We start from the raw sequence: 18,520 nt of genomic DNA, 5'->3' as shown, positions 1-18,520 counted from the left end.
GAAGGGGTTCGGCGTGACGACTGGCGGTGGCGAGGGCGGTGGCACCGAGGGCTCGGGTCTGTCCGCCGGCCTCGAAACGGCCTGGGGGCTGCGGGAGCGCCCCTCCAAGGGGCCCAAGCGCGGGCTCGCTCTGGACCGCATCGTCGCCACCGGCATCGAGGTCGCCGCGGCCGAGGGGATCGGCGCGGTCTCCATGGGGCGCGTCGCCAAGGAACTCGGCGTCTCGACGATGTCCCTCTACCGGTACGTCGCCGCCAAGGGCGAGCTGTACGTCCTGATGCAGGACGCCGCCACGGGCGCGCCCCCGCGGCGGCCCGACTCCGTGGTCGGGTGGCGCGCGGGTCTCGAGTGGTGGGCGCGGGAGCAGCGCGCCGTCTTCCAGCGGAACCTGTGGCTGCTGCGCATCCCGATCAGCTCGCCGCCCGCCACGCCGCACGGCCTGGAGTGGATGGAGCGGGGGCTCGAAGTCCTCGACAGCTGCGGCCGCGACGAGGGCTGGATGATCTCCGTCCTGATGCTCGTCGGCGGCTACGTGCGCAACGAGGTCTCCCTCATGGCCGACCTCGACGCCGCGATGCGGGCGGACGGTCTCGCGCCGGACGAGGTCATGCGGCGGTACGAGCGCACCGTCGACGCGTTGACCGCCGCCGATGCCGACCGCTTTCCCGTGCTGCGGCGACTGCTCGCCGCGGGGACGTTCGGCGAGGCCGACGCCGAGGACGCGGAGTTCGAGTTCGGGCTCGGGCGGGTGCTGGACGGGGTTGCCGTGATGGTCGAGGGTGAGCGCCCGAGCCCGGGGATCTGAGTCCCTCGGGCGCTCACCGGCTCACGCGTAGCGCGCCAGGCCCGAACGCAGTTGGCCGAACGCCCTGTTCGCCGACGTCGTCGCGTCCGGCCGGACCTCGTCGGCCGTCTCGCCCGCCGCGATGCGGCGCCAGTTCTCCTCGGCCAGGATTCGCTGTACGGCGATGATCTGGCCCGCGGCCAGGCGGGCCTCCAGGGCGTTGCCTCCGTGGGCGCCCACCAGGGCGGCGGCCAGGGCCTGTTCGGAGCGGTCCTGGTAGCCGTAGAGGCGGGCGACCAGGGAGGGCGTGCCGTACAGGAGGCGGTGGAAGGCGAGGACCCCTTCGGCGTCGTTGAGGCCCGTCACGGGGTCGCGCCGCTCCAGGCCGTCGAGGAAGTGGCGCTGCAGGGCGTCGAGCGCGGTGCGCTTCGCCGGGCGGGCGGTGACCACGCGGGCCGCCTCGTCCTCGTGGTCGGCGAAGCGGTGCAGGACCAGGTCCTCCTTCGAGGCGAAGTAGCGGAACAGGGTCGGCTTGGAGACCTCGGCCGCCGCCGCCACCTCCGCCACCGAGACCTTCTCGAAGCCCCTCTCCAGGAACAGCGCGATCGCCGTCTCCGAGATCGACTCGTAGCGACGGGCCTTCTTGCGTGCGCGCAGTCCGGGGGCGGCGGGTGCGTCCGGCTCCGTGCTCGCCGGGGAGCTTGAGGGGGTGGTCATGAAGGCAGTCTAGCGCCCCACCGATACCCAGTTACAAACTTAACTCGGTTACATTATTCTGGGCGGATGACGACGACACCCGACGCGACGACAGCTGACGCGACGACGCCCGACGCCACGCCACCCGACCTCGCCCGGGAGCGCAGCTACCACGACGCCTGCCGCGCCGCCCTCACCGGCATGGTCGAAGGGGCGGAGGAGCGGGTTGTCGGAGGAGCGGACGTGTCCGCGTCCGGCGCCGACGCCGAAGTGCTCGGCTATGAGTTCCGCAGCCACGCCAAGGCCATGCGGGAGCTGCCCGAAGCGCCCCTCTTCTTCGGGCGCCTCGACTTCGCCGCCGAAGGTGCCGCGGCCGAGGACGCCGGCGACCACCGCGGGCAGCGCTACTACATCGGACGGCTCCGCGTCACCGAGCACCCCTCGGCCCCGCCCCTCGTCGTCGACTGGCGCGCCCCCGTCTCCCGCGCCTTCTACCAGGCCGGGGCCGGTGACCCCCAAGGCGTCGCCGTCCGCCGCCGGTTCGGCTGGGCGCCCGGCAGCAAGGGCGACTCCACCGACCTCACCGGCATGGAGGACGAGCCCCTGAGCGAAGGCGAGAACGCGGCCGCGCAGGCGAGCCGCATCCTCGCCGGAGAGATCGAGCGGCCCCGCGTCGGTCCCATGCGCGACATCGCCGCCACCATCCAGCCCGAGCAGGACGACCTCGTACGCGGTGAACTCGCCGCCTCCGTCTGCGTGCAGGGAGCCCCGGGCACCGGCAAGACCGCCGTAGGACTGCACCGCGCCGCCTATCTGCTCTACACCTACGAGCAGCGCGTCCAGCGCTCCGGGCTCCTCATCCTCGGCCCCAACCGCACCTTCCTGCGCTACATCGCCGAGGTGCTCCCCTCGCTCGGCGAGACCGGCGTGCGGCAGTCCACCGTGCAGGACATCGTGCAGGACGTCGGGCAGCATGTCGGGCAGGGCGCCGTGCGGGGCGGCCTGCGGGGCGGGACCGGCGGCCACCCGGTGCGCGCCGTCGACGACGAGGCCGCCGCCGTCGTCAAGCACGACGCCCGGATGGCCGAGGTGCTGCGCCGCGCGCTGTACTCCCGCGTCACGCCGCCCGCCGACTCCCTTGCCGTACCCGACGGTTCGTACCGCTGGCGCGTGTCGCTCGGCGACCTCGAGCGGATCATCGAGGACGTGCGCGAGGAGGAACCGCCGTACGCCGTCGGGCGTGAGCGCGTGCGGGTCCGGGCCGTCCGGGCCGTCCAGGAGCAGGCCGAGCGCAGGGCCGGGCCGCAGAACAACACGTGGCTGCAGAAGATCGGGAGGGCCAAGGGCGTCAGCGCCTTCGTCGACGCCGCCTGGCCACGCGTCCGGGCCGATGAGGTGCTCGCAAGCCTTCTCGGCGACGCCGACGCGCTTGCCGCCGCGGCCGACGGCATCCTCGACGCGGACGAGCAGAAGGCCGTCCTGTGGGCCAAGCCGCCGCGCTCGTACAAGTCGGCGAAGTGGAGCGCCGCCGATCTGGTCCTGATGGACGAGCTGGCGGGGCTCCTCGAACGGCCCGCGGGGTACGGGCACATCGTCGTCGACGAAGCGCAGGACCTCTCTCCCATGGAGTGCCGCGCCATCGCGCGCCGCGCCGACTTCGGTTCGCTCACCGTCCTCGGGGACCTCGCGCAGGCCACCACCCCCTGGGCCGCCCGCAGTTGGGCCGAGCTCCTCGGTCACCTCGGCAAGCCGGATGCCGTCGTGACGCCGCTGACCACCGGGTTCCGGGTGCCGCGCGCCATCGTCGGGCTCGCCAACCGGCTGCTCGCGCAGCTGGACGTGGACGTGCCGCCCGCCGAATCCATGCGTGCGGACGGTGAGTTGAGGCTCCTGGCCGCCGACGATGTGGAGGCCGCCACCGTCGACGCCGTGCGCGGCGCGCTCGGCAGGGAGGGGTCCATCGGGGTCATCGCCGCGGACCGCAGCGTCGAGCGGCTGCGCGCCGCCCTGGACGCCGCGGGCATCGAGAGCGCAGGGCCCGACGAGCTGGGCGCGCGCGTGACGCTGCTGCCCGCCACGGTCGCCAAGGGCCTGGAGTACGACCATGTCGTCGCCGTCGAACCCGCCGACATCGCCGAGGCCGAGCAGCGCGGCCCGCACCGGCTGTACGTGGTGCTGACCCGCGCCGTGTCACGGCTCGACGTGGTGCACGGCAGGGCGCTGCCCTGGGAGGCGTAGGGCTGTCCTGGGAGGCGTAGGACGCCCAGAGGTCAGCGCTCCAGGACCGCCTCCATGACCGCCTTCGCGATCGGCGCGCCCAGCTTGCCGCCCGCGATCTCCGAGCGCGCGATGTCCATGTCGGAGGGGTCGACGAAGACGGCGACCGCGACGGGGGACTCGCCGTCGCCGTTCTTGGCGTAGGAGACGAACCAGGCGTACGGCCGCTCGTCGTTGACGTCCGCGCCGTGCTGGGCCGTGCCGGTCTTGCCGCCGACCGTGACGCCGTCGATCCTCGCCTTGTTCGCGGTGCCGTTCTCGACGGTGTTCTCCATCATGTCCTGCACGGTCTTCGCGGTCTTCTCGGAGACGGCCTGGTTCAGCGGGTCGGGCGAGCCCTTCTCGATCGTCGAGAGGTCGGGGCCGCGCAACTCCTCGACCAGGTACGGCTTCATGACCTTGCCGTTGTTGGCCAGGCCCGCCGTGACCATCGCCATCTGCAGCGGCGTGCTGGTCAGACTGCCCTGGCCCATGCCGGTCAGCGCGGTCTGCGGCTGGTCGAGCTTCTCCGGATAGCTGCTGGCGACCGCGCGCACGGGGATGAACTGCTCTTCGTTGAAGCCGAACTTCTCCGCCGTCTCGCGCATCTTGTCCTTGCCGAGCTTGTGCGCGAGGTCGAGGAAGACGTTGTTGCAGGACCACTGCATGCCGGTCTTCACGGAGACCTTGTCGCAGTTGGCGTCCGGTACGTCGTTGCCGATGCGGGTGGAGCTCAGGGGCAGCTTGTACGGGGTCGGGGCGCCGGTCGGCTTGTCCACGTCCGTCACCACGCCGTGCTCCAGGGCGGCGGCCGCGGTGAGGATCTTGAAGGTGGAGCCCGGCGGGTAGATCTCGCGCAGCGCGCGGTTGTTCAGCGGCTTGTCCTTGCGCTTGCCGAGCGCCTCGAACTTCTTGCCCTCGTCGGCGGAGATGCCCGCGAAGACCGAAGGGTCGTACGAAGGAGTGCTGGCCAGGGCGAGCACCTTGCCGGTGCGGGGGTCGAGGGCGACCACCGCACCCTTGGCGTTCAGGTTCACCAGCCCGTCGTAGGCGGCCTTCTGCGCCTTCGGGTCGATGGTCGTGACGACGTCGCCGCCCTGCTGCTTCTTGCCGGTCAGCATGTCCAGGGTGCGCTTGATGAACAGGCGGTCGTCATTGCCGCTGAGGATGCCGTTGTGGACGCCCTCCAGGAAGGTGGAGCCCTGGGCCTGCGAGAAGTAGCCCGTCACCGGCGCGTACATCGGGCCTTCCTTGAAGGTCCGCTTGTACTTGAAGTCGGAGCCCGGGGTCTCCTTGGAGCCGGTGATGGACTTGCCGCCGACGATGATGTCGCCGCGCGGGTGGGAGAAGGCCTCGATCTGCACGCGGCGGTTGTTCTTGTGGTTCGACAGCTCGTCGTTCTCCGCGAACTGCACCCATGTCGCCCGCAGGAGCAGGGCGAGCGTGAGGATCCCGCAGAAGACGGCTATGTGCCGCAGTGGACGGTTCATGGAGTGGCTCCCCCCGGGCCCGGCGAATCGTTCCGGTCCATCCTCTCTGCTACCGCGGCGGCGCGGGGGTGATTCCGTCGATCTACCGCCGGGTGCCGCGCAGCACCTCGATCACGCTCGCGTAGCTGTCGCCCCCGTGGCCCGCGGCGGCCGTGCGCTCCATCGTCGACTTCAGGAGATCGGGCAGGGCGTTGTCGATGCCACGCGCCTTCGCGGCGTGGATCAGGTGGTCGATCGCCGCGATCTGTACGTCGACGGTGGCGTCGTCGCCCGGATAGCGCCCGGCGTCCACCTGGGGCGCGTACGTCGAGAGGAACCCGGAGACCGCGCCGTTCAGCCAGCGCAGCGCGACCTGGGTGAAGGCCTCGGCCGACGTCCCCTCGGAGGTCACCAGGGCGGTGCCGTGCAGCCAGCCGGTGAACGCCGCCCACATCAGGCCGAGCAGCGCGGAGTCGTAGAGCGAGGCGAGGCCCGGCTCCGTGCCGAGGTGCAGCGGGTCGCCGAGCGCGGCGAGCGTGGCGCGGTGGGCCTCGAAGACCGCCTCCGAGCCGCTGTAGAGGAACATCATCTCCGGGCTGCCGACGCCCGGCGGGGTCGTCATGATGCCGCCGTCGAGGTAGTCGGCGCCGTGCGATGCCGCCCACCGTGCCATCTCTTCGGCCTGCTCCGGCGACCCCGACGTGAGGTTGACCAGGGACTTCCCGGCGAGCCCGCCCGCCTCGGCGACGGGGGCGAGGACGGTGCGCAGGGCGTCGTAGTCGAGGACGCAGGCCAGGACGAGACCGCTCGCGGCGACGGCCTCCGCCGGGGTCGCGACCACCCGCGCCCCGCGGTCGGCCAGGGGCTTCGCCTTCTCGGGGGAGCGGTTCCAGGCGGTGGTGGGGTGGCCGCGGTCCAGGAGGGCGGCGGCGAGGGCGGAGCCCATGAGGCCCAGGCCGATGACGGTGACGGGAGTGGCGTTCGTGCCGGAAGTGCCGTTCGTGCTGGAGGCGGTGTCCGTGCCGGAAGCGGTGTCCGTGCTGGTGGTGGCGTTCATGGGGACCACGCTCGCAGCGCGCGGCCACTGCCGACAGTGACAGGGGTGACGGTGGTCACCAAATTCCTGCCAGCAGCCGCGAGGCCTCCCCGGACCCGTACGCTCGGGGAGATGAGCGCTGGTTCCGTCGCGGTCGTCGTGGCCGACGAGATCGGGGTCCCGTCCTGGGATCTGTACGAACTGAGCATCCCCCTCACGGTGTTCGGCAAGCCGCAGCCCGACCTGACCGAGTCCTGGTACGACCTGCGGCTGTGCGCCACCGGCGAACGGGACACGAGCGGCGGCGACTTCGGCTTCGGGCTGCGCACGCCCTACGGCCTCGAAGGGCTGGTCGGCGCCGACACCGTCGTCGTGACCTCGGTGCCGGACGCCTGTGTCGAGGAGGGCGCGCCGCTGCCGCCCGGCCTCACCGACGCCCTGCGCCGGGCGTACGAGGCGGGCGCCCGCATGGTCTCGCTGTGCACCGGCGCCTTCGCGCTCGCCGAAGCGGGCCTCCTCGACGGGCGCAGGGCCACCGCCCACTGGATGCACACCGCCCAACTCGCCGCCCGGTACCCGGAGGTGGACGTCGACGACTCGGTCCTCTACGTGGACGACGGCTCCGTCCTGACCAGCGCCGGGCTCACCGCGGGCCTCGACCTCTGCCTCCACATGGTCCGCCGCGACCTCGGCGCGCACGTCGCCAACCAGCTGGCGCGGCGCATGGTGGTGCCCGCCCACCGCCCCGGCGGCCAGGCCCAGTTCATCGACCTGTCCGTGCCCGAGACGGACGACGCGGGCCTCGGCCCCGTACTGGAGTGGGCCCGCGCCCACCTGGACCGGCCGCTCACCGTCGACGACCTGGCGCGCCGCGCGGCGATGAGCCCGCGCACCTTCTACCGCCGCCTTCAGGCGGCCACCGGCACGACCCCGCTCCAATGGCTCCTGGGCCAGCGCCTCGCGCGGGCGCAGAGCCTCCTGGAGTCGACGGACCTGCCGGTCGAGAAGGTGGGCGAGCTCAGTGGACTCGGGACGGCGAACAACCTCAGGCACCACTTCCTGAAGCAGGTCGGGGTGTCGCCCGGGGACTACCGGCGCTCGTTCTTCGGCCGATCGGCCGCCTGAGGCCGCGGACGGCCGCTCGATCAGCCGCCCAGCTGCTTGACCATGTCCATGATCGCTGTGATCTGCCTGCCGCTCTTGTCGGCGTAGTGGGTGTCGCCGCCGTAGCCCCACCAGTTCCAGCAGCCGCGCGGGTTGTCGAGCGAGGTGGTGGCCTGCGGGTACAGGACGATCATGCGGTTGGTGTCGGCGTACTCGTTCAAGTAGGCCTGGCGCATGAACGTGTCGCCGATCTGGCCGTACGTCTGCTGACAGCCGTGCAGGGCGACCATCAGGCGGCACGGCCCGCCCGACCCGGCCGCGCAGGCCTTCGGGACGTACGCGAAGCCGTCCTTGCCCATGCTGATCGCGGCCGCGTTGCCGCCCGGGGCGTGGCGGTTCTGGTCGAAGCGGACGAGGGTGCCGTCCGGCGAGGCGGTGGTGGCGGGGTTCACGGGGGCGCCGAACAGGTGGGAGAGCATGGCGCGTTCGGGGTCGGTACCGCAGTTGTTGAGGTAGGGCGAGGCCGTGCTCGTGCAGGAGACCCGGCCGAGCGGGGAGACCCAGGCGTGGCCCGCCGCGGAGGACGTGTCGTAGGCGACGTTCGCGCCGAAGTCCCGGTGGTAGGCGGCCAGATCGTCGTTCACCGGGCGGTCGATGGTCCTGTCGTTCCCGCCGTGGTACAGCCAGACCGGGTCGCCCGACAGGTTCGCCACCGGGTCGACTCGGCCCGCCGCCGCGCGCTCCCTGGTGAGTTGCTCCAGCTGGGCCGGGGTCCTGCGCGGCATGTAGGTGTCCATGCACGCGTACAGGGCGGTGTTGACGCTGCCCTGCGCGCACTCGTAGGCACCGGCACTGAAGATGCCGGCGCCCTTGATGACCGAGGAGTGGGCCACGTGCAGCTGGTCGGCGAGGTATCCGCCGGACGAGACGCCTGACACGTACGTCGACTCGATCTCGTGGGGTCGCAGCTCGCCGGGGGTGGGGGAGGGGACGGCTGCGGCGGCGCCGGTCGCGGCGCCGCCGACGGCGAGGAGGAAGGCGGCGGCCACGGGCAGAAGGGGCTTCCCGAGGGACTTCCCGAGGGACTTCCCGAGGGACTTTCTGTACGCCATGAGTGCCTCCGGTCGGGGTGTGGGGGCCGTCATTCTGGGCGCTCCCCGCGGGGCGGACGAGGTGGGCGGGGGCTACAGCGCGGGGGCGGGGGGTGTGGCGTGGTGCCACCGGGGCGGGGTCACCGTGGAAGCCATCTGGGGACATCGCGCGGGCCCTTCAGAGCTGCCATCAGCGGACCATCAGCGGCTCCGAAGCGCTGCCGAGCACAGTCGTTCCTGTCAGCGGGACTCAGCGGGATTCAGCAGGGCTCAGCAGGACTCCGCAGCCACATCGCACTCCAAGGAGCACGCCATGAACGCCACCACCAAGGCCTCCGTCGCCACGATCCCCACCACCCCCACCACTCCCACTATCCCCACCACCCCCACCGTCACCACCTCCCCCCTCCTCCACCCCACCCGCCTCGGTGACCTCCCCCTCCCCAACCGTCTCGTCATGGCCCCCATGACACGCAACCGTGCCTCCGCGGACGGCGTCCCGCAGCCGGTCATGGCCACGTACTACGCCCAGCGCGCCTCCGCGGGCCTGATCATCGCCGAGGCCTCCACGCCCAACGCGGTCGGCCAGACCTACGCCAACATCACCGCTATCCACGACGACGCCCACGTCACCGGCTGGCGGCAGGTCACCGACGCCGTGCGCGAGGCGGGCGGCCGGATGTTCCTGCAGCTGCAGCACGGCGGCCGCGTCGGGCACCCGGACAACAGCGGCCTGACGCCGGTCGCGCCCTCGCCGGTGCCGCTGCCGGACACCATCCACACGCCCGGCGGTCACCAACCCGCCGTCGAACCACGGGAGATGACCGCCGAGGACATGGAGGAGACGGTCGCCGACTTCGCGGCCGCCGCCCGCCGCGCCGTCGACGCGGGCTTCGAAGGAGTCGAGGTGCACGCCGCCAACGGCTACCTCCTGCACCAGTTCCTCGCGAAGAACACCAACCACCGCACCGACGCCTACGGCGGCCCCGTCGCCCACCGCATCCGCTTCGTCGTCGAGGTCGTCCGTGCCGTCGCCGACGCGATCGGCGCCGAGCGCGTCGGCGTACGCATCGCGCCCGGCATCACCGTCAACGGCATCGAGGAGGGCGACACCGAGGACATCTACCCGGAGCTGGTCGACGCCCTCACGGAGATCGGCCCACTCGCCTACCTCCACGTCGTCTTCGCCGACCCCGACGACGCACTCTTCCAGCGGATCCGCAAGAGCTGGCAGGGCACCCTCGTCGCCAACCCGGTGCTCGGCTGGGGCGGACCGCTGCCCGCCGACGGCGGCAGGCACGCCGGGGAGCGGCTGCTCGCCGCCGGGGCCGACCTGATCTCGCTGGGCCGCGCGTTCCTCGCCAACCCCGACCTGGTCGAGCGCATGCGTCTCGGGGCGCCGCTCAACGCTCTGCGGGACAAGGGCCTGATGTACGTGGGCGGGGCGGCCGGCTACACCGACTACCCCGCCCTGCGCGACACCGACCGAGGATGAGGCCGCAGGCTCGGACCCGGCACGGGCACGGGCACGGGCACGGGCGCGGGCACGGGCACGGGCGCGGGCACGGGAAAGGGCGAGGGAAAGGGCGAGGGAAAGGGCGAGGGAAAGGGCAAGGGCAACCCTCAGCGGCGGCCGAGGAGTTCCACGATGCGGGTCGCTCCGTCGTTGCCGTGGTCCTCGTCGATGACGCGGCGGACCAGGCCCTCGGCGGCGCGCATCACGCCCGCGTCGATGCCGTGGGACTCGGAGGTGTGGATGACGTGGGACATCGTCGAGGCCGTGGACGTGATCGGGTTGTCCTCGCCGGAGTAGGTGCCGTTGTCCACCTCCGCCGCGGACGCCTCGAAGATGGCGGGGAGAATCGCGCCGATGCCCGCCGCGAACGGAGCCAGCTCCTGCGCGGAGATGCCCTCTGCCTTCGCGATGGCCAGGGCGTGCATGTAGCCGGTCATGGCGGTCCAGAAGATGTCGAGCAGCGAGACGTCGTACGCCGCCGCCCTGCCGGTGTCCTCGCCGAGGTGGGTGTGGGTGCCGCCGAGCGCGTCGAGGACGGGGCGGTGCTCTTCGTAGAGGTCGGCGGGGCCGCTGTGGAGGAACACCCCGTGGGGCGTGCCGATGGTCGCGACCGGCGTCATGATGGCGCCGTCCAGGTACCGGACACCGTGCTCCTGAGCCCACCGCGCGGTGTCCCTGGCCCGGTCGGGGGTGTCGGCGCTGAGGTTCGCGACCGTGCGGCCCTTGAGGGCGTCCGTCACGGCGTCGCGGCGCAGGACGGCGTCCGACGCGTCGTAGTTGACGACGCAGACCACCGTCAACGGGCTTGCGGACACCGCTTCTTCGGCCGATGCGGCACTGATCGCGCCCTGCTCGACCAGCTCCTTGTCCCGGCCGGGCGTCCGGTTCCAGACGGTGGTCCGCACGCCGGCGGCGAGGAACGCGGAGACGAGGGCTCGGCCCATCGGGCCGAGACCGAGGACGGTGACGGCAGACTGTTCGGTGTGTGTGGGCATGATTGAACTCCCGTGCAAGTACTGGTAAATGGCGTTAAAAGGGGATGAAAATGACGCGCAGCCGTGCTCAGGACCCGAACGTGTGCGGCGTGACCGCAGCCATCGCCGTGATCGACGGCAAGTGGAAGACGGCGCTGCTCTGGCCGCTGGAGAGCGGCCCGCACCGTCCGGGCGAGATACTCAGGCTGCTGCCGGGCCTCACGGAGAAAGTGCTGACCCAGGCGCTGCGCGAGATGGAGGCGGACGGCCTCGTGCACCGGGAGGTGTACGACGTACGTCCGTTGAAGACCGTCTACTCCCTGACGGAGTTCGGCCGCGACCTCTGCGAGGCGCTGGGCCCGCTGTCGGACTGGGGCCACCGCCGCCTGGGCCGACTGGCGCAGTCCCAGCCGGACTCCACGGAACTCCACGCGTCCTGACGCATCGTCACTCCGCTCCTCCCCGGGCCTCGGCGTCCCCACCAGGTTGGCCGTTGGCGGGCGCTACGCCAAGTACCCACAAAAAAGTGGCCATCCAGCGGCGCCCCGGCCGCGCCCCGGCCGCGACCCGCCGCGACCCGGGCGGCATGACCCATCGGCTCAGGCGCCGAGTTCCGGTTCTCGTACGTCGGCGACCACGCAGCTGATGTTGTCGGGTCCCCCGAGGTGGTTGGCCCGCTCGACGAGCGGGCGTACGGCCCGCTCGGGCTCGGCGACCTCCGTGAGGACCCGCCGTACCTCGTCGGAGGGGACGACGGCGGAGAGCCCGTCGGAGCAGAGCAGGTAGCGGTCGCCGGGGCGCGCGTCGTGCAGCCGCATGTCGACGTCGGCGACCGGACCGACGCCCAAAGCGCGTGCGAGCAGCGCCCGTTGGGGATGGGCGGACGCCTCATCGGGGGTGAGGCGCCCGTCGTCGACCATGGACTGGACCATGGTGTGGTCGTGGGTGATCTGGAAGAACTCGCCGTCGCGCAGGAGGTAGGCGCGGGAGTCCCCGATGTGGACGAGGGCCAGCTGCGACCCGGTCCAGAGCATCGCGGTGAGCGTGGTCCCGCCCTCGTCCTCCTGTTCCTGCGAGGCGCTCCGTGAGGTACCCCGCGAGGCGCTGTGCACGGCGCGGGCGGCCTCCTCGACGGCGTCTTCGAGGACATTGAGGAGACTGCCCGCGGGGATGCCGTCGGTCTCGTGCTCCAGGCGCTTGAGGGTGTCGACGGCGGCGGCGCTCGCGGGCGCGCCCTCCCTGCCGTAGCCGTCGGCGACGGCGAGGAGACGGGCGCCGGCGTAGGCGGTGTCCTGGTTGCTCTCGCGGACCAGACCGGCGTCGGTCAGGGCGGCGTAACGAATGGTCAGGCGGCGGGCGGCAGAAGCCACGGCGGTGTCCTTCCACGAAAGATGGCTGACGAGGAAGGTGGCCAGGTCCCGCCGCGCGGCGGTCTCGGCCTCGACCTCGGCCCAGTAGGCGCGCACCTCCTGTGCCGCCGCCCCGTCCTCCAGCGTGCGGACGTGCCGGATGCGGGCGAGCGGCATGCCGAGCCTGCGGAGCCAGGCGACCAGGCGGGCCTGGTCCAACTGGTCCGGGGCGTAGAGGCGGTAGCCGGTCACCGGGTCGACGCGGGCGGGGGTCAGCAGACCGAGCTCGTCGTAGAGACGCAGCGCTTTCGGCGACAGGCGCGAGGCCTTCGCGAACGCCCCGATGGTCAGCAACCCCATGCTCATTCCTCCCTCGTGCCGGGCATCGGGCCCGGCCCAACCGATGCTGTGGCTTCCCCCAAGGTGAAGGTCAACAGACACCTCGTCGCAGCCGCGCTCCTCGTCCGGTGAGCACGAGAAGCGTGATACATTTGATCTTGTGCTCGTCGCCGAACTTCCGGTGACAGTCCATGCGTTGGTGGTCCAAGGAAAGACGCCCCGCTTCCTGCGGGGAAATGCAGGTGCAAGGCCTGCCCGGCGCTCCAGACGAGAGTCCCATCCCGTGAACACGGGGTGGGACTCTTTGCGTTGGGGCTTACGCCGCGCCGCGGCTCGCCTTGTGGCATGGCGCACTTTTGCAAGCGGGCGCTTGCAAAAGTTAGCAGCGGTGCTGCACCATCGACGTATGGCATCACTCAACGTCGGCAATCTCGGTGAGTACCTGCGCGAGCAGCGGCGCAACGCGCAACTGTCGCTCCGGCAGCTCGCCGACGCCGCCGGGGTGTCCAACCCGTATCTGAGCCAGATCGAGCGCGGCCTGCGCAAGCCGAGCGCCGAGGTCCTGCAGCAGGTCGCCAAGGCCCTGCGGATCTCCGCCGAGACGCTGTACGTAAGGGCCGGGATCCTCGACGAGAAGGAGCGGGACGAGCTGGAGACGCGCGCCGTCATCCTCGCCGACCCCTCCATCAACGAGCGCCAGAAACAAGTGCTGTTGCAGATCTACGAGTCGTTTCGCAAGGAGAACGGCTTCGAGACCTCGTCGTACGCGGAGTCGGCCGCGGATGAGGACACCACCGTCGAAGGCCCCCGCACGGCCGACGCCGGTGATGCCGACCAGAAGCAGAACCCCTCAAGCTGACCAAGCTGACGCGAACCGGGAGGACCATCCTCATGGCCATCACCGATGACCTGCGCAAGACCCTCACCAACCCCACCCCCGCGTACTTCGTCGCCGGGTCCGCGGATCTCGCCTTCCAGCAGGCGAAGAAGGTGCCCGGCCTCGTCGAGCAGCTGATCGCCGAGGCGCCGTCCCGCTTCGACGCGGTGCGCAACACCGACCCCAAGGCCGTCCAGGACAAGGCCGCCACTCGCGCCAAGGAGGCGCAGGAGACCGTCCAGGCCAAGGTCACCGAGGTGATCGGCACGCTCGACACCGACCTGAAGAAGCTCGGCGAGACCGCCCAGGACTTCGCGCTGCGCGGCGTCGGCATCGCCGCCGAGCTCGCCGTCAAGGCCCGTGAGAAGTACGACGAGGTGGCCGAGCACGGCGAGCAGACCGTGAAGGCCTGGCGCGGCGAGGCCGCCGAGGAGATCTTCGAGATCGCCGAGACGGTCGAGCCGGACGCGGAGGAGTCGTCCTCGGAGGCCGGGGGCGCGTCGGCGACCGACAAGTCCGCGACCGCCGGGCCCAAGAGCGCCGCCGCCCCGGCGAAGAAGCCGGCCGCGAAGAAGACCACGACCCGCAAGACGACGGCGAAGAAGACCACGCCGCCCGCGAAGTAGGCCGACCGGCCTTTTGCGTACGGGGTGGGCACTCACGGCGTGCCCGCCCCGTTGACGGGGTAGCGGGTACCGTGGCCGGGTAATCGATGAGCCGAGACTGGTGGTGGACGTTGTGCTGATGCAAGGGTTCGCGAACTTCATGTGGCTGCTGTCGCTGGCCCTGATCGTGTTCAGCGGATTCGCGCTCATCGACGCCGCGGTCCGGCGCGAGGACGCCTATCGCGCCGCGGACAAGAAGACCAAGCCGTTCTGGCTGATCATCCTCGGGCTCGCGTTCATCGTGAACCTGCTGTTCCCGATCCTGTCGTTCCTGCCGATCATCGGGCTCGTCGCGACCATCGTGTACATGGTCGACGTACGCCCCGCGATCCGTCAGATCACCGGTGGCGGCGGCCGTCGCGGCGGCTCGAGCAGCGACGGTCCGTACGGGCCCTACAACGGCGGCCGGTAGCCCCCCTCCGGGGGCAGCCCGTCACCGCCCGCCAGGCGCCCGGTCGAGCAGCAGCACCGCCACGTCGTCCGTCAGGTCCCCGCCGTTGAGGTCGCGCACCTCGTTGACCGCGGCCTCCAGGAGCTCGTCGCCCTGCAGCCCCGCGGCGATCTGGCGGCGGACCATCTCCACCATGCCTTCCTGCCCCAGGCGCTGGTTGCCCCGGCCGATGCGGCCCTCGATCAGGCCGTCCGTGTAGAGCATCAGGCTCCACTTCCCGCCGAGCTCCACCTGCTTGCGCGGCCAGCGCGCCCGCGGCAGCAGACCGAGGGCCGGTCCGCTGCTCTCGTACGGAAGAAGTTCCGCGGGGCGGCCCTCGCGGGCGATCAGCGGCGAGGGGTGTCCTGCCAGGCAGAGTCCGGCCCTGCGGCCGTCCGGGGCGATGTCGACGGTGCAGAGCGTCGCGAAGATCTCGTCGTCCGCGCGCTCGTGCTCCAGGACCTTCTGCAGCGTGGACAGCAGCTCGTCGCCGCACAGCCCCGCGAAGGTCAGCGCGCGCCAGGCGATCCGCAGCTCCACGCCGAGCGCCGCCTCGTCGGGGCCGTGGCCGCAGACGTCGCCGATCATGACGTGCACGGAGCCGTCGGGGGTGCGCACGGTGTCGTAGAAGTCGCCGCCGAGCAGCGCGCGGGAGCGGCCCGGCCGGTAGCGCGCGGCGAACCGCAGCGGGGAGCCCTCCAGAAGCGGCGTCGGGAGCAGGCCGCGCTCCAGGCGGGCGTTCTCCTGGGCGCGAAGGCGTGACTCGGTCAGCTGGCGCTGGGCGGCGTCGGCCCGCTTGCGCTCCACCGCGTACCGGATCGCGCGGCTCAGGAGCCGCCCGTCCAGCTCGTCGCGGAAGAGATAGTCCTGCGCGCCGACCCGCACGGCCTCCGCGCCGCGCTCGGCGTCGCCGTCCGCGGTGAGCGCGAGGACGGCGTGCCGGGGCGCGAGGCGCAGCACGTGCTTGAGGGCGACCAGCTCGTCCTCGTCCGCGGCGGTGGCGCCGGGCCCCGCCAGGGCGAGGTCGAGCAGGATGCAGTGCACGTCGTCGGTGAGGAGCCGCTCGGCCTCGGTGAGGTTGCGGGCGGTGCGGATGCGGATGGGCTTGCCCGCGGAGTCGAGCAGCTCGGGTACGGGCAGGGAGCCCGCCGGGTCGTCCTCGATCACCAGGAGGCTGAGTCCGGAGCCGTTGCCGTTGCCGCTGCCTTGGGCGGTCGTGTCATGGGCGGGCGCCGCCGCGTCGTGCCGGGGCGCCGCGTGAGCCTGACCGCCTTCCGCGGCCAGAACTGCTCTCTGCCGCGGTATGGGTACGGGCATCGCTTGGTTCCTTCCCTCCCCCCGAGGGCATGGCGCCACGCAGGTCGTCGCAGCACCGACGGGGACCTTAGCGGTAGCCGCGCCTCCATTGGAATGCCGCACGGAAATCGGCCACCGTCATATGCCGCATCCAGGAACGCAATTGGGCACGGCGCGGTCCCGTCCGGAATGACGAACATCACGTCGCGGGGGTTGAGCGGGGGAGCGGGGCGTGTGCTGGGTCACACGCCCTCGGCCTCGCGCTACTTGTCGGGCCGCACGACCCCGAGGATCTTCATCGAGCCCGCGCCCGCGATCGTCACGTCACGGCCCGGCCGCGGGGCGTGCACGATGGCGCCGTCACCCACGTACAACCCGACGTGGCTCGCGTCCGAGTGGTAAATGATCAGGTCACCGGGGCGCATGTTCTTGATGTCTATGCGCGGCAGCTGCTTCCACTGCTCCTGCGAGGTGCGCGGAATGCCGCGCCCGGCCGCCGCCCAGGCCTTCGAGGTCAGCCCCGAGCAGTCGTACGACCCCGGGCCCTCGGCGCCCCATACGTACGGCTTGCCGATCTGGGCCGTGGCGAACTCGATGGCCCTCTTGCCCTGCGGTGTGGCCTTGCCGCTGATGTCCTTCAGGACGCCCGAACTCACCCACGCCGACTGCTTCTTGAGGGCGGCCGCCTCCTCCAGCTTGCGCAGCCGCTCCCGCTCCTTCTTCTCCAGGCGCGACTCGAGCTTCTCGGCGTCCGCGATCTTCTTCTTTATCTCCTTCTTCGACGCGGCCTTCGCCTTGCGGTTGGCTTCCAGCTTCTTCCAGCGGGCGGTCGCGTCCTTGGCGTAGATCCGGAGGTCCTCCTGGGTCCGCTCCAGTTCGGTCAGCATGCCCTTGGTGGCCTTCTCGCCCTGCCGCACGCGCCCGGCGCCGTCCAGGAACTGGCCCGGGTCGTCGCTGAGCATCAGCCGGGCCTCGGCCGGCATGCCGCCGCCGCGGTACTGCGCGCGGGCCGCGGCGCCCGCGCGGGCCTTCAGCTTCTCCAGCTTCGCCTGGCCCTTGGCGATGTCCTTGGCCAGCTTCACGATCTGCTCGGACTGCTTCTCGGCCTTCTCCTCGGCGGCGTTGTACGCATCCGTGGCCACGCCCGCGTCGTGGTAGAGCTTCTCGATCTCCTTGCGGACCTGCTCAAGGGACTTGTCCGACCGGGGAGTCGGGTCGGTCGGCTGCCGTGCCGGGCTCGCGGGGGCACTCGCCGGGCTCGCGAAGGCCGTCCCCGGTGCGGTCAGCACCGTCGCCGCGCAGATCAGCGCCACGGCCGTCGCCGTCGAGTATCGCTTGCCAGTCACGCTCCGCCACCCCCAAAGCTGATTTACCGTCAGTAACTTCCGGTCGCCTTCGGGATGGTGCCATGTCGGCGCTCAATGCGACAGAGCTCGACAGCAACTCCGATCCCCCCTACCCGTCCCATGTGACGAACGGCGCCAGGAGATCGTTCCCCGCAGGTCACAGCGATGCGTTCCACGCGAGGGGCGGGGAATCACGGTGCGTGGCGGCGTACATGTGTTCAACGCCCGTGTGGAGCAGGGGAGTCGAGCGGAGGGTGAGCCCCGGCGGCCGGAGGGCGGCCGGAGGGCGGCCGGGGGGCGGTCGGAGGATGCCCGGCGGTTGACCGGTGGTTGCCCGGCGGTTGACCGGTGGTTGTCCAGCGGTTGTCCGGAAGGCTCAGCGCACCTTCGGTGCCAACGCCTCCCACCGCACGGTCACTTCGCCCTGCCGCCACCGCGAAGTCCCGTCGACCACGGGCCAGTCGGCGGTCAGATCCCGCACCGCCCTGATCCAGCGCTGCCGTGCCCCGTACGAGGCGTACGGCGCCGCGGCCGCCCAGGCCCGGTCGAAGTCCCGCAGGAACGCGTGCACCGGCTCGCCGGGGATGTTCCGGTGGATCAGCGCCTTCGGCAGCCGTTCCGCGAGGTCGGAGGGCTGCTCCAGGGAGCCGAGCCGCGTCGCGAAGGTCACCGTGCGCGGCCCCTCGGGTCCGAGAGCGACCCACACGTGCCGCCGCCCGATCTCGTCGCAGGTGCCCTCGACGAGCAGGCCGCCGGGTGCGAGGCGGGCGCGGAGCCGCTCCCAGACGGCGGCGACCTGCTCCTCGTCGTACTGCCGCAGGACGTTCGCGGCCCGGATCAGGGCCGGGCCGCCCGTCAGCGGCACCTCGAAGCCGCCGTGGCGGAAGGAGAGGCCCTCGCGCTCGTACGGCTTCGCGGCCGCGACCCGCGCCGGGTCGATCTCGATGCCGACCACGCGCGCGCGTGGAGCGACGGTGCGCAGCCTCAGGAGCAGTTCGACGGCGGTCCAGGGGGACGCGCCGTAGCCGAGGTCGACGGCGACGGGGTGCTCGGAGCGGCGCAGCGCGGCGCCGTGGACGGCGGCGATCCAGCGGTCCATGCGGCGCAGCCGGTTCGGATTGGTGGTCCCGCGCGTCACCGTCCCTACGGGGCGGGAAGCGGTGCGTGGGGCCATGGGGAAAGGGTATGCGGGAACGACGGTCGAGGGGCGCCGGGTAACGCTTTGGCAAAAAGGGTCGGTGAGGAGAGGCAGCGGAAATGGAGGCGAGTCTTCCGGTGTTCCCCCCTCTGGA

General features: G+C 71.7%; 17 protein-coding genes. 8 read left to right on the top strand and 9 right to left on the bottom strand.

Annotated features, from left to right (window positions below; genetic code table 11):
• Positions 1 to 13: 13 nt before the first annotated feature.
• The gene (locus AB0B50_RS41765; RefSeq protein ID WP_362342374.1) at positions 14 to 805 is read left to right on the top strand and encodes a TetR/AcrR family transcriptional regulator; all 792 of its coding nucleotides are present in this window, start codon (positions 14 to 16) and stop codon (positions 803 to 805) included.
• 21 nt (positions 806 to 826) lie between these two features.
• Here the strand turns inward: AB0B50_RS41765 and AB0B50_RS41760 are convergent, their stop codons facing one another.
• Positions 827 to 1,501: a TetR family transcriptional regulator gene (locus AB0B50_RS41760; RefSeq protein ID WP_362342371.1), complete on the bottom strand. Its 675-nt coding sequence runs from the start codon at positions 1,499 to 1,501 to the stop codon at positions 827 to 829.
• Between the two features lie 66 nt (positions 1,502 to 1,567).
• Between AB0B50_RS41760 and AB0B50_RS41755 the strand changes: the two genes are divergently transcribed.
• Complete coding sequence (locus AB0B50_RS41755) at positions 1,568 to 3,718, top strand: AAA family ATPase (protein ID WP_362342368.1); 2,151 nt, start codon at positions 1,568 to 1,570, stop codon at positions 3,716 to 3,718.
• A 32-nt stretch (positions 3,719 to 3,750) separates the two neighbouring features.
• Here AB0B50_RS41755 and AB0B50_RS41750 read toward each other — a convergent pair whose 3' ends face one another.
• Positions 3,751 to 5,226 (bottom strand): penicillin-binding protein 2, encoded by a 1,476-nt coding sequence (locus AB0B50_RS41750; RefSeq protein ID WP_362342365.1) that lies wholly within the window; start codon positions 5,224 to 5,226, stop codon positions 3,751 to 3,753.
• Between the two features lie 82 nt (positions 5,227 to 5,308).
• Positions 5,309 to 6,262 carry an NAD(P)-dependent oxidoreductase gene (locus AB0B50_RS41745; protein WP_362342362.1) on the bottom strand — a complete coding sequence of 318 codons (954 nt, stop codon included), beginning with the start codon at positions 6,260 to 6,262 and terminating at the stop codon, positions 5,309 to 5,311.
• Between the two features lie 111 nt (positions 6,263 to 6,373).
• Between AB0B50_RS41745 and AB0B50_RS41740 the strand changes: the two genes are divergently transcribed.
• Positions 6,374 to 7,366: a helix-turn-helix domain-containing protein gene (locus tag AB0B50_RS41740; protein WP_362342359.1), complete on the top strand. Its 993-nt coding sequence runs from the start codon at positions 6,374 to 6,376 to the stop codon at positions 7,364 to 7,366.
• Positions 7,367 to 7,386: 20 nt separating this feature from the next.
• Here the strand turns inward: AB0B50_RS41740 and AB0B50_RS41735 are convergent, their stop codons facing one another.
• Positions 7,387 to 8,457 (bottom strand): PHB depolymerase family esterase, encoded by a 1,071-nt coding sequence (locus AB0B50_RS41735; RefSeq protein WP_362342356.1) that lies wholly within the window; start codon positions 8,455 to 8,457, stop codon positions 7,387 to 7,389.
• 292 nt (positions 8,458 to 8,749) lie between these two features.
• Here AB0B50_RS41735 and AB0B50_RS41730 point away from each other — a divergent pair, with 292 nt between their 5' ends.
• On the top strand, positions 8,750 to 9,931 hold the full coding sequence (locus AB0B50_RS41730) for an alkene reductase (protein ID WP_362342353.1): 1,182 nt from the start codon (positions 8,750 to 8,752) through the stop codon (positions 9,929 to 9,931).
• Positions 9,932 to 10,059: 128 nt separating this feature from the next.
• Here the strand turns inward: AB0B50_RS41730 and AB0B50_RS41725 are convergent, their stop codons facing one another.
• Entirely contained in the window at positions 10,060 to 10,947 is an 888-nt protein-coding gene (locus AB0B50_RS41725; RefSeq protein ID WP_362342350.1) for an NAD(P)-binding domain-containing protein, read from the bottom strand.
• Between the two features lie 50 nt (positions 10,948 to 10,997).
• Between AB0B50_RS41725 and AB0B50_RS41720 the strand changes: the two genes are divergently transcribed.
• Positions 10,998 to 11,366 carry a helix-turn-helix domain-containing protein gene (locus AB0B50_RS41720; RefSeq protein ID WP_362342347.1) on the top strand — a complete coding sequence of 123 codons (369 nt, stop codon included), beginning with the start codon at positions 10,998 to 11,000 and terminating at the stop codon, positions 11,364 to 11,366.
• 159 nt (positions 11,367 to 11,525) lie between these two features.
• On the opposite strand, the gene AB0B50_RS41715 is transcribed toward AB0B50_RS41720, so the two are convergent.
• Positions 11,526 to 12,635 carry a protein phosphatase 2C domain-containing protein gene (locus AB0B50_RS41715; RefSeq protein ID WP_362342344.1) on the bottom strand — a complete coding sequence of 370 codons (1,110 nt, stop codon included), beginning with the start codon at positions 12,633 to 12,635 and terminating at the stop codon, positions 11,526 to 11,528.
• Between the two features lie 385 nt (positions 12,636 to 13,020).
• Between AB0B50_RS41715 and AB0B50_RS41710 the strand changes: the two genes are divergently transcribed.
• From AB0B50_RS41710 to AB0B50_RS41700, 3 genes are all read left to right on the top strand, one after another.
• Positions 13,021 to 13,473: a helix-turn-helix transcriptional regulator gene (locus AB0B50_RS41710; RefSeq protein ID WP_362342341.1), complete on the top strand. Its 453-nt coding sequence runs from the start codon at positions 13,021 to 13,023 to the stop codon at positions 13,471 to 13,473.
• Between the two features lie 32 nt (positions 13,474 to 13,505).
• Positions 13,506 to 14,117, top strand: a complete 612-nt coding sequence (locus AB0B50_RS41705) for a hypothetical protein (protein WP_362342338.1) — start codon at positions 13,506 to 13,508, stop codon at positions 14,115 to 14,117.
• A gap of 118 nt (positions 14,118 to 14,235) precedes the next feature.
• Complete coding sequence (locus tag AB0B50_RS41700; protein ID WP_362342335.1) at positions 14,236 to 14,568, top strand: DUF2516 family protein; 333 nt, start codon at positions 14,236 to 14,238, stop codon at positions 14,566 to 14,568.
• A 21-nt stretch (positions 14,569 to 14,589) separates the two neighbouring features.
• Here AB0B50_RS41700 and AB0B50_RS41695 read toward each other — a convergent pair whose 3' ends face one another.
• The 3 genes from AB0B50_RS41695 to AB0B50_RS41685 form a co-directional block, all read right to left on the bottom strand.
• Positions 14,590 to 15,903, bottom strand: coding sequence for a SpoIIE family protein phosphatase (locus AB0B50_RS41695; protein ID WP_362342333.1), 1,314 nt, complete (start codon positions 15,901 to 15,903; stop codon positions 14,590 to 14,592).
• A gap of 242 nt (positions 15,904 to 16,145) precedes the next feature.
• Positions 16,146 to 17,228 carry an NlpC/P60 family protein gene (locus tag AB0B50_RS41690; protein ID WP_362342330.1) on the bottom strand — a complete coding sequence of 361 codons (1,083 nt, stop codon included), beginning with the start codon at positions 17,226 to 17,228 and terminating at the stop codon, positions 16,146 to 16,148.
• A 376-nt stretch (positions 17,229 to 17,604) separates the two neighbouring features.
• Entirely contained in the window at positions 17,605 to 18,402 is a 798-nt protein-coding gene (locus AB0B50_RS41685) for a class I SAM-dependent methyltransferase (RefSeq protein WP_362342327.1), read from the bottom strand.
• Positions 18,403 to 18,520 lie beyond the last annotated feature (118 nt).

The sequence above is a fragment of the Streptomyces sp. NPDC041068 genome, from assembly GCF_040647455.1.
Lineage (GTDB): Bacteria > Actinomycetota > Actinomycetes > Streptomycetales > Streptomycetaceae > Streptomyces.
The sequence above is the reverse complement of the archived record's forward strand: the minus strand, read 5'-3'. Positions and strand labels throughout refer to the sequence as shown.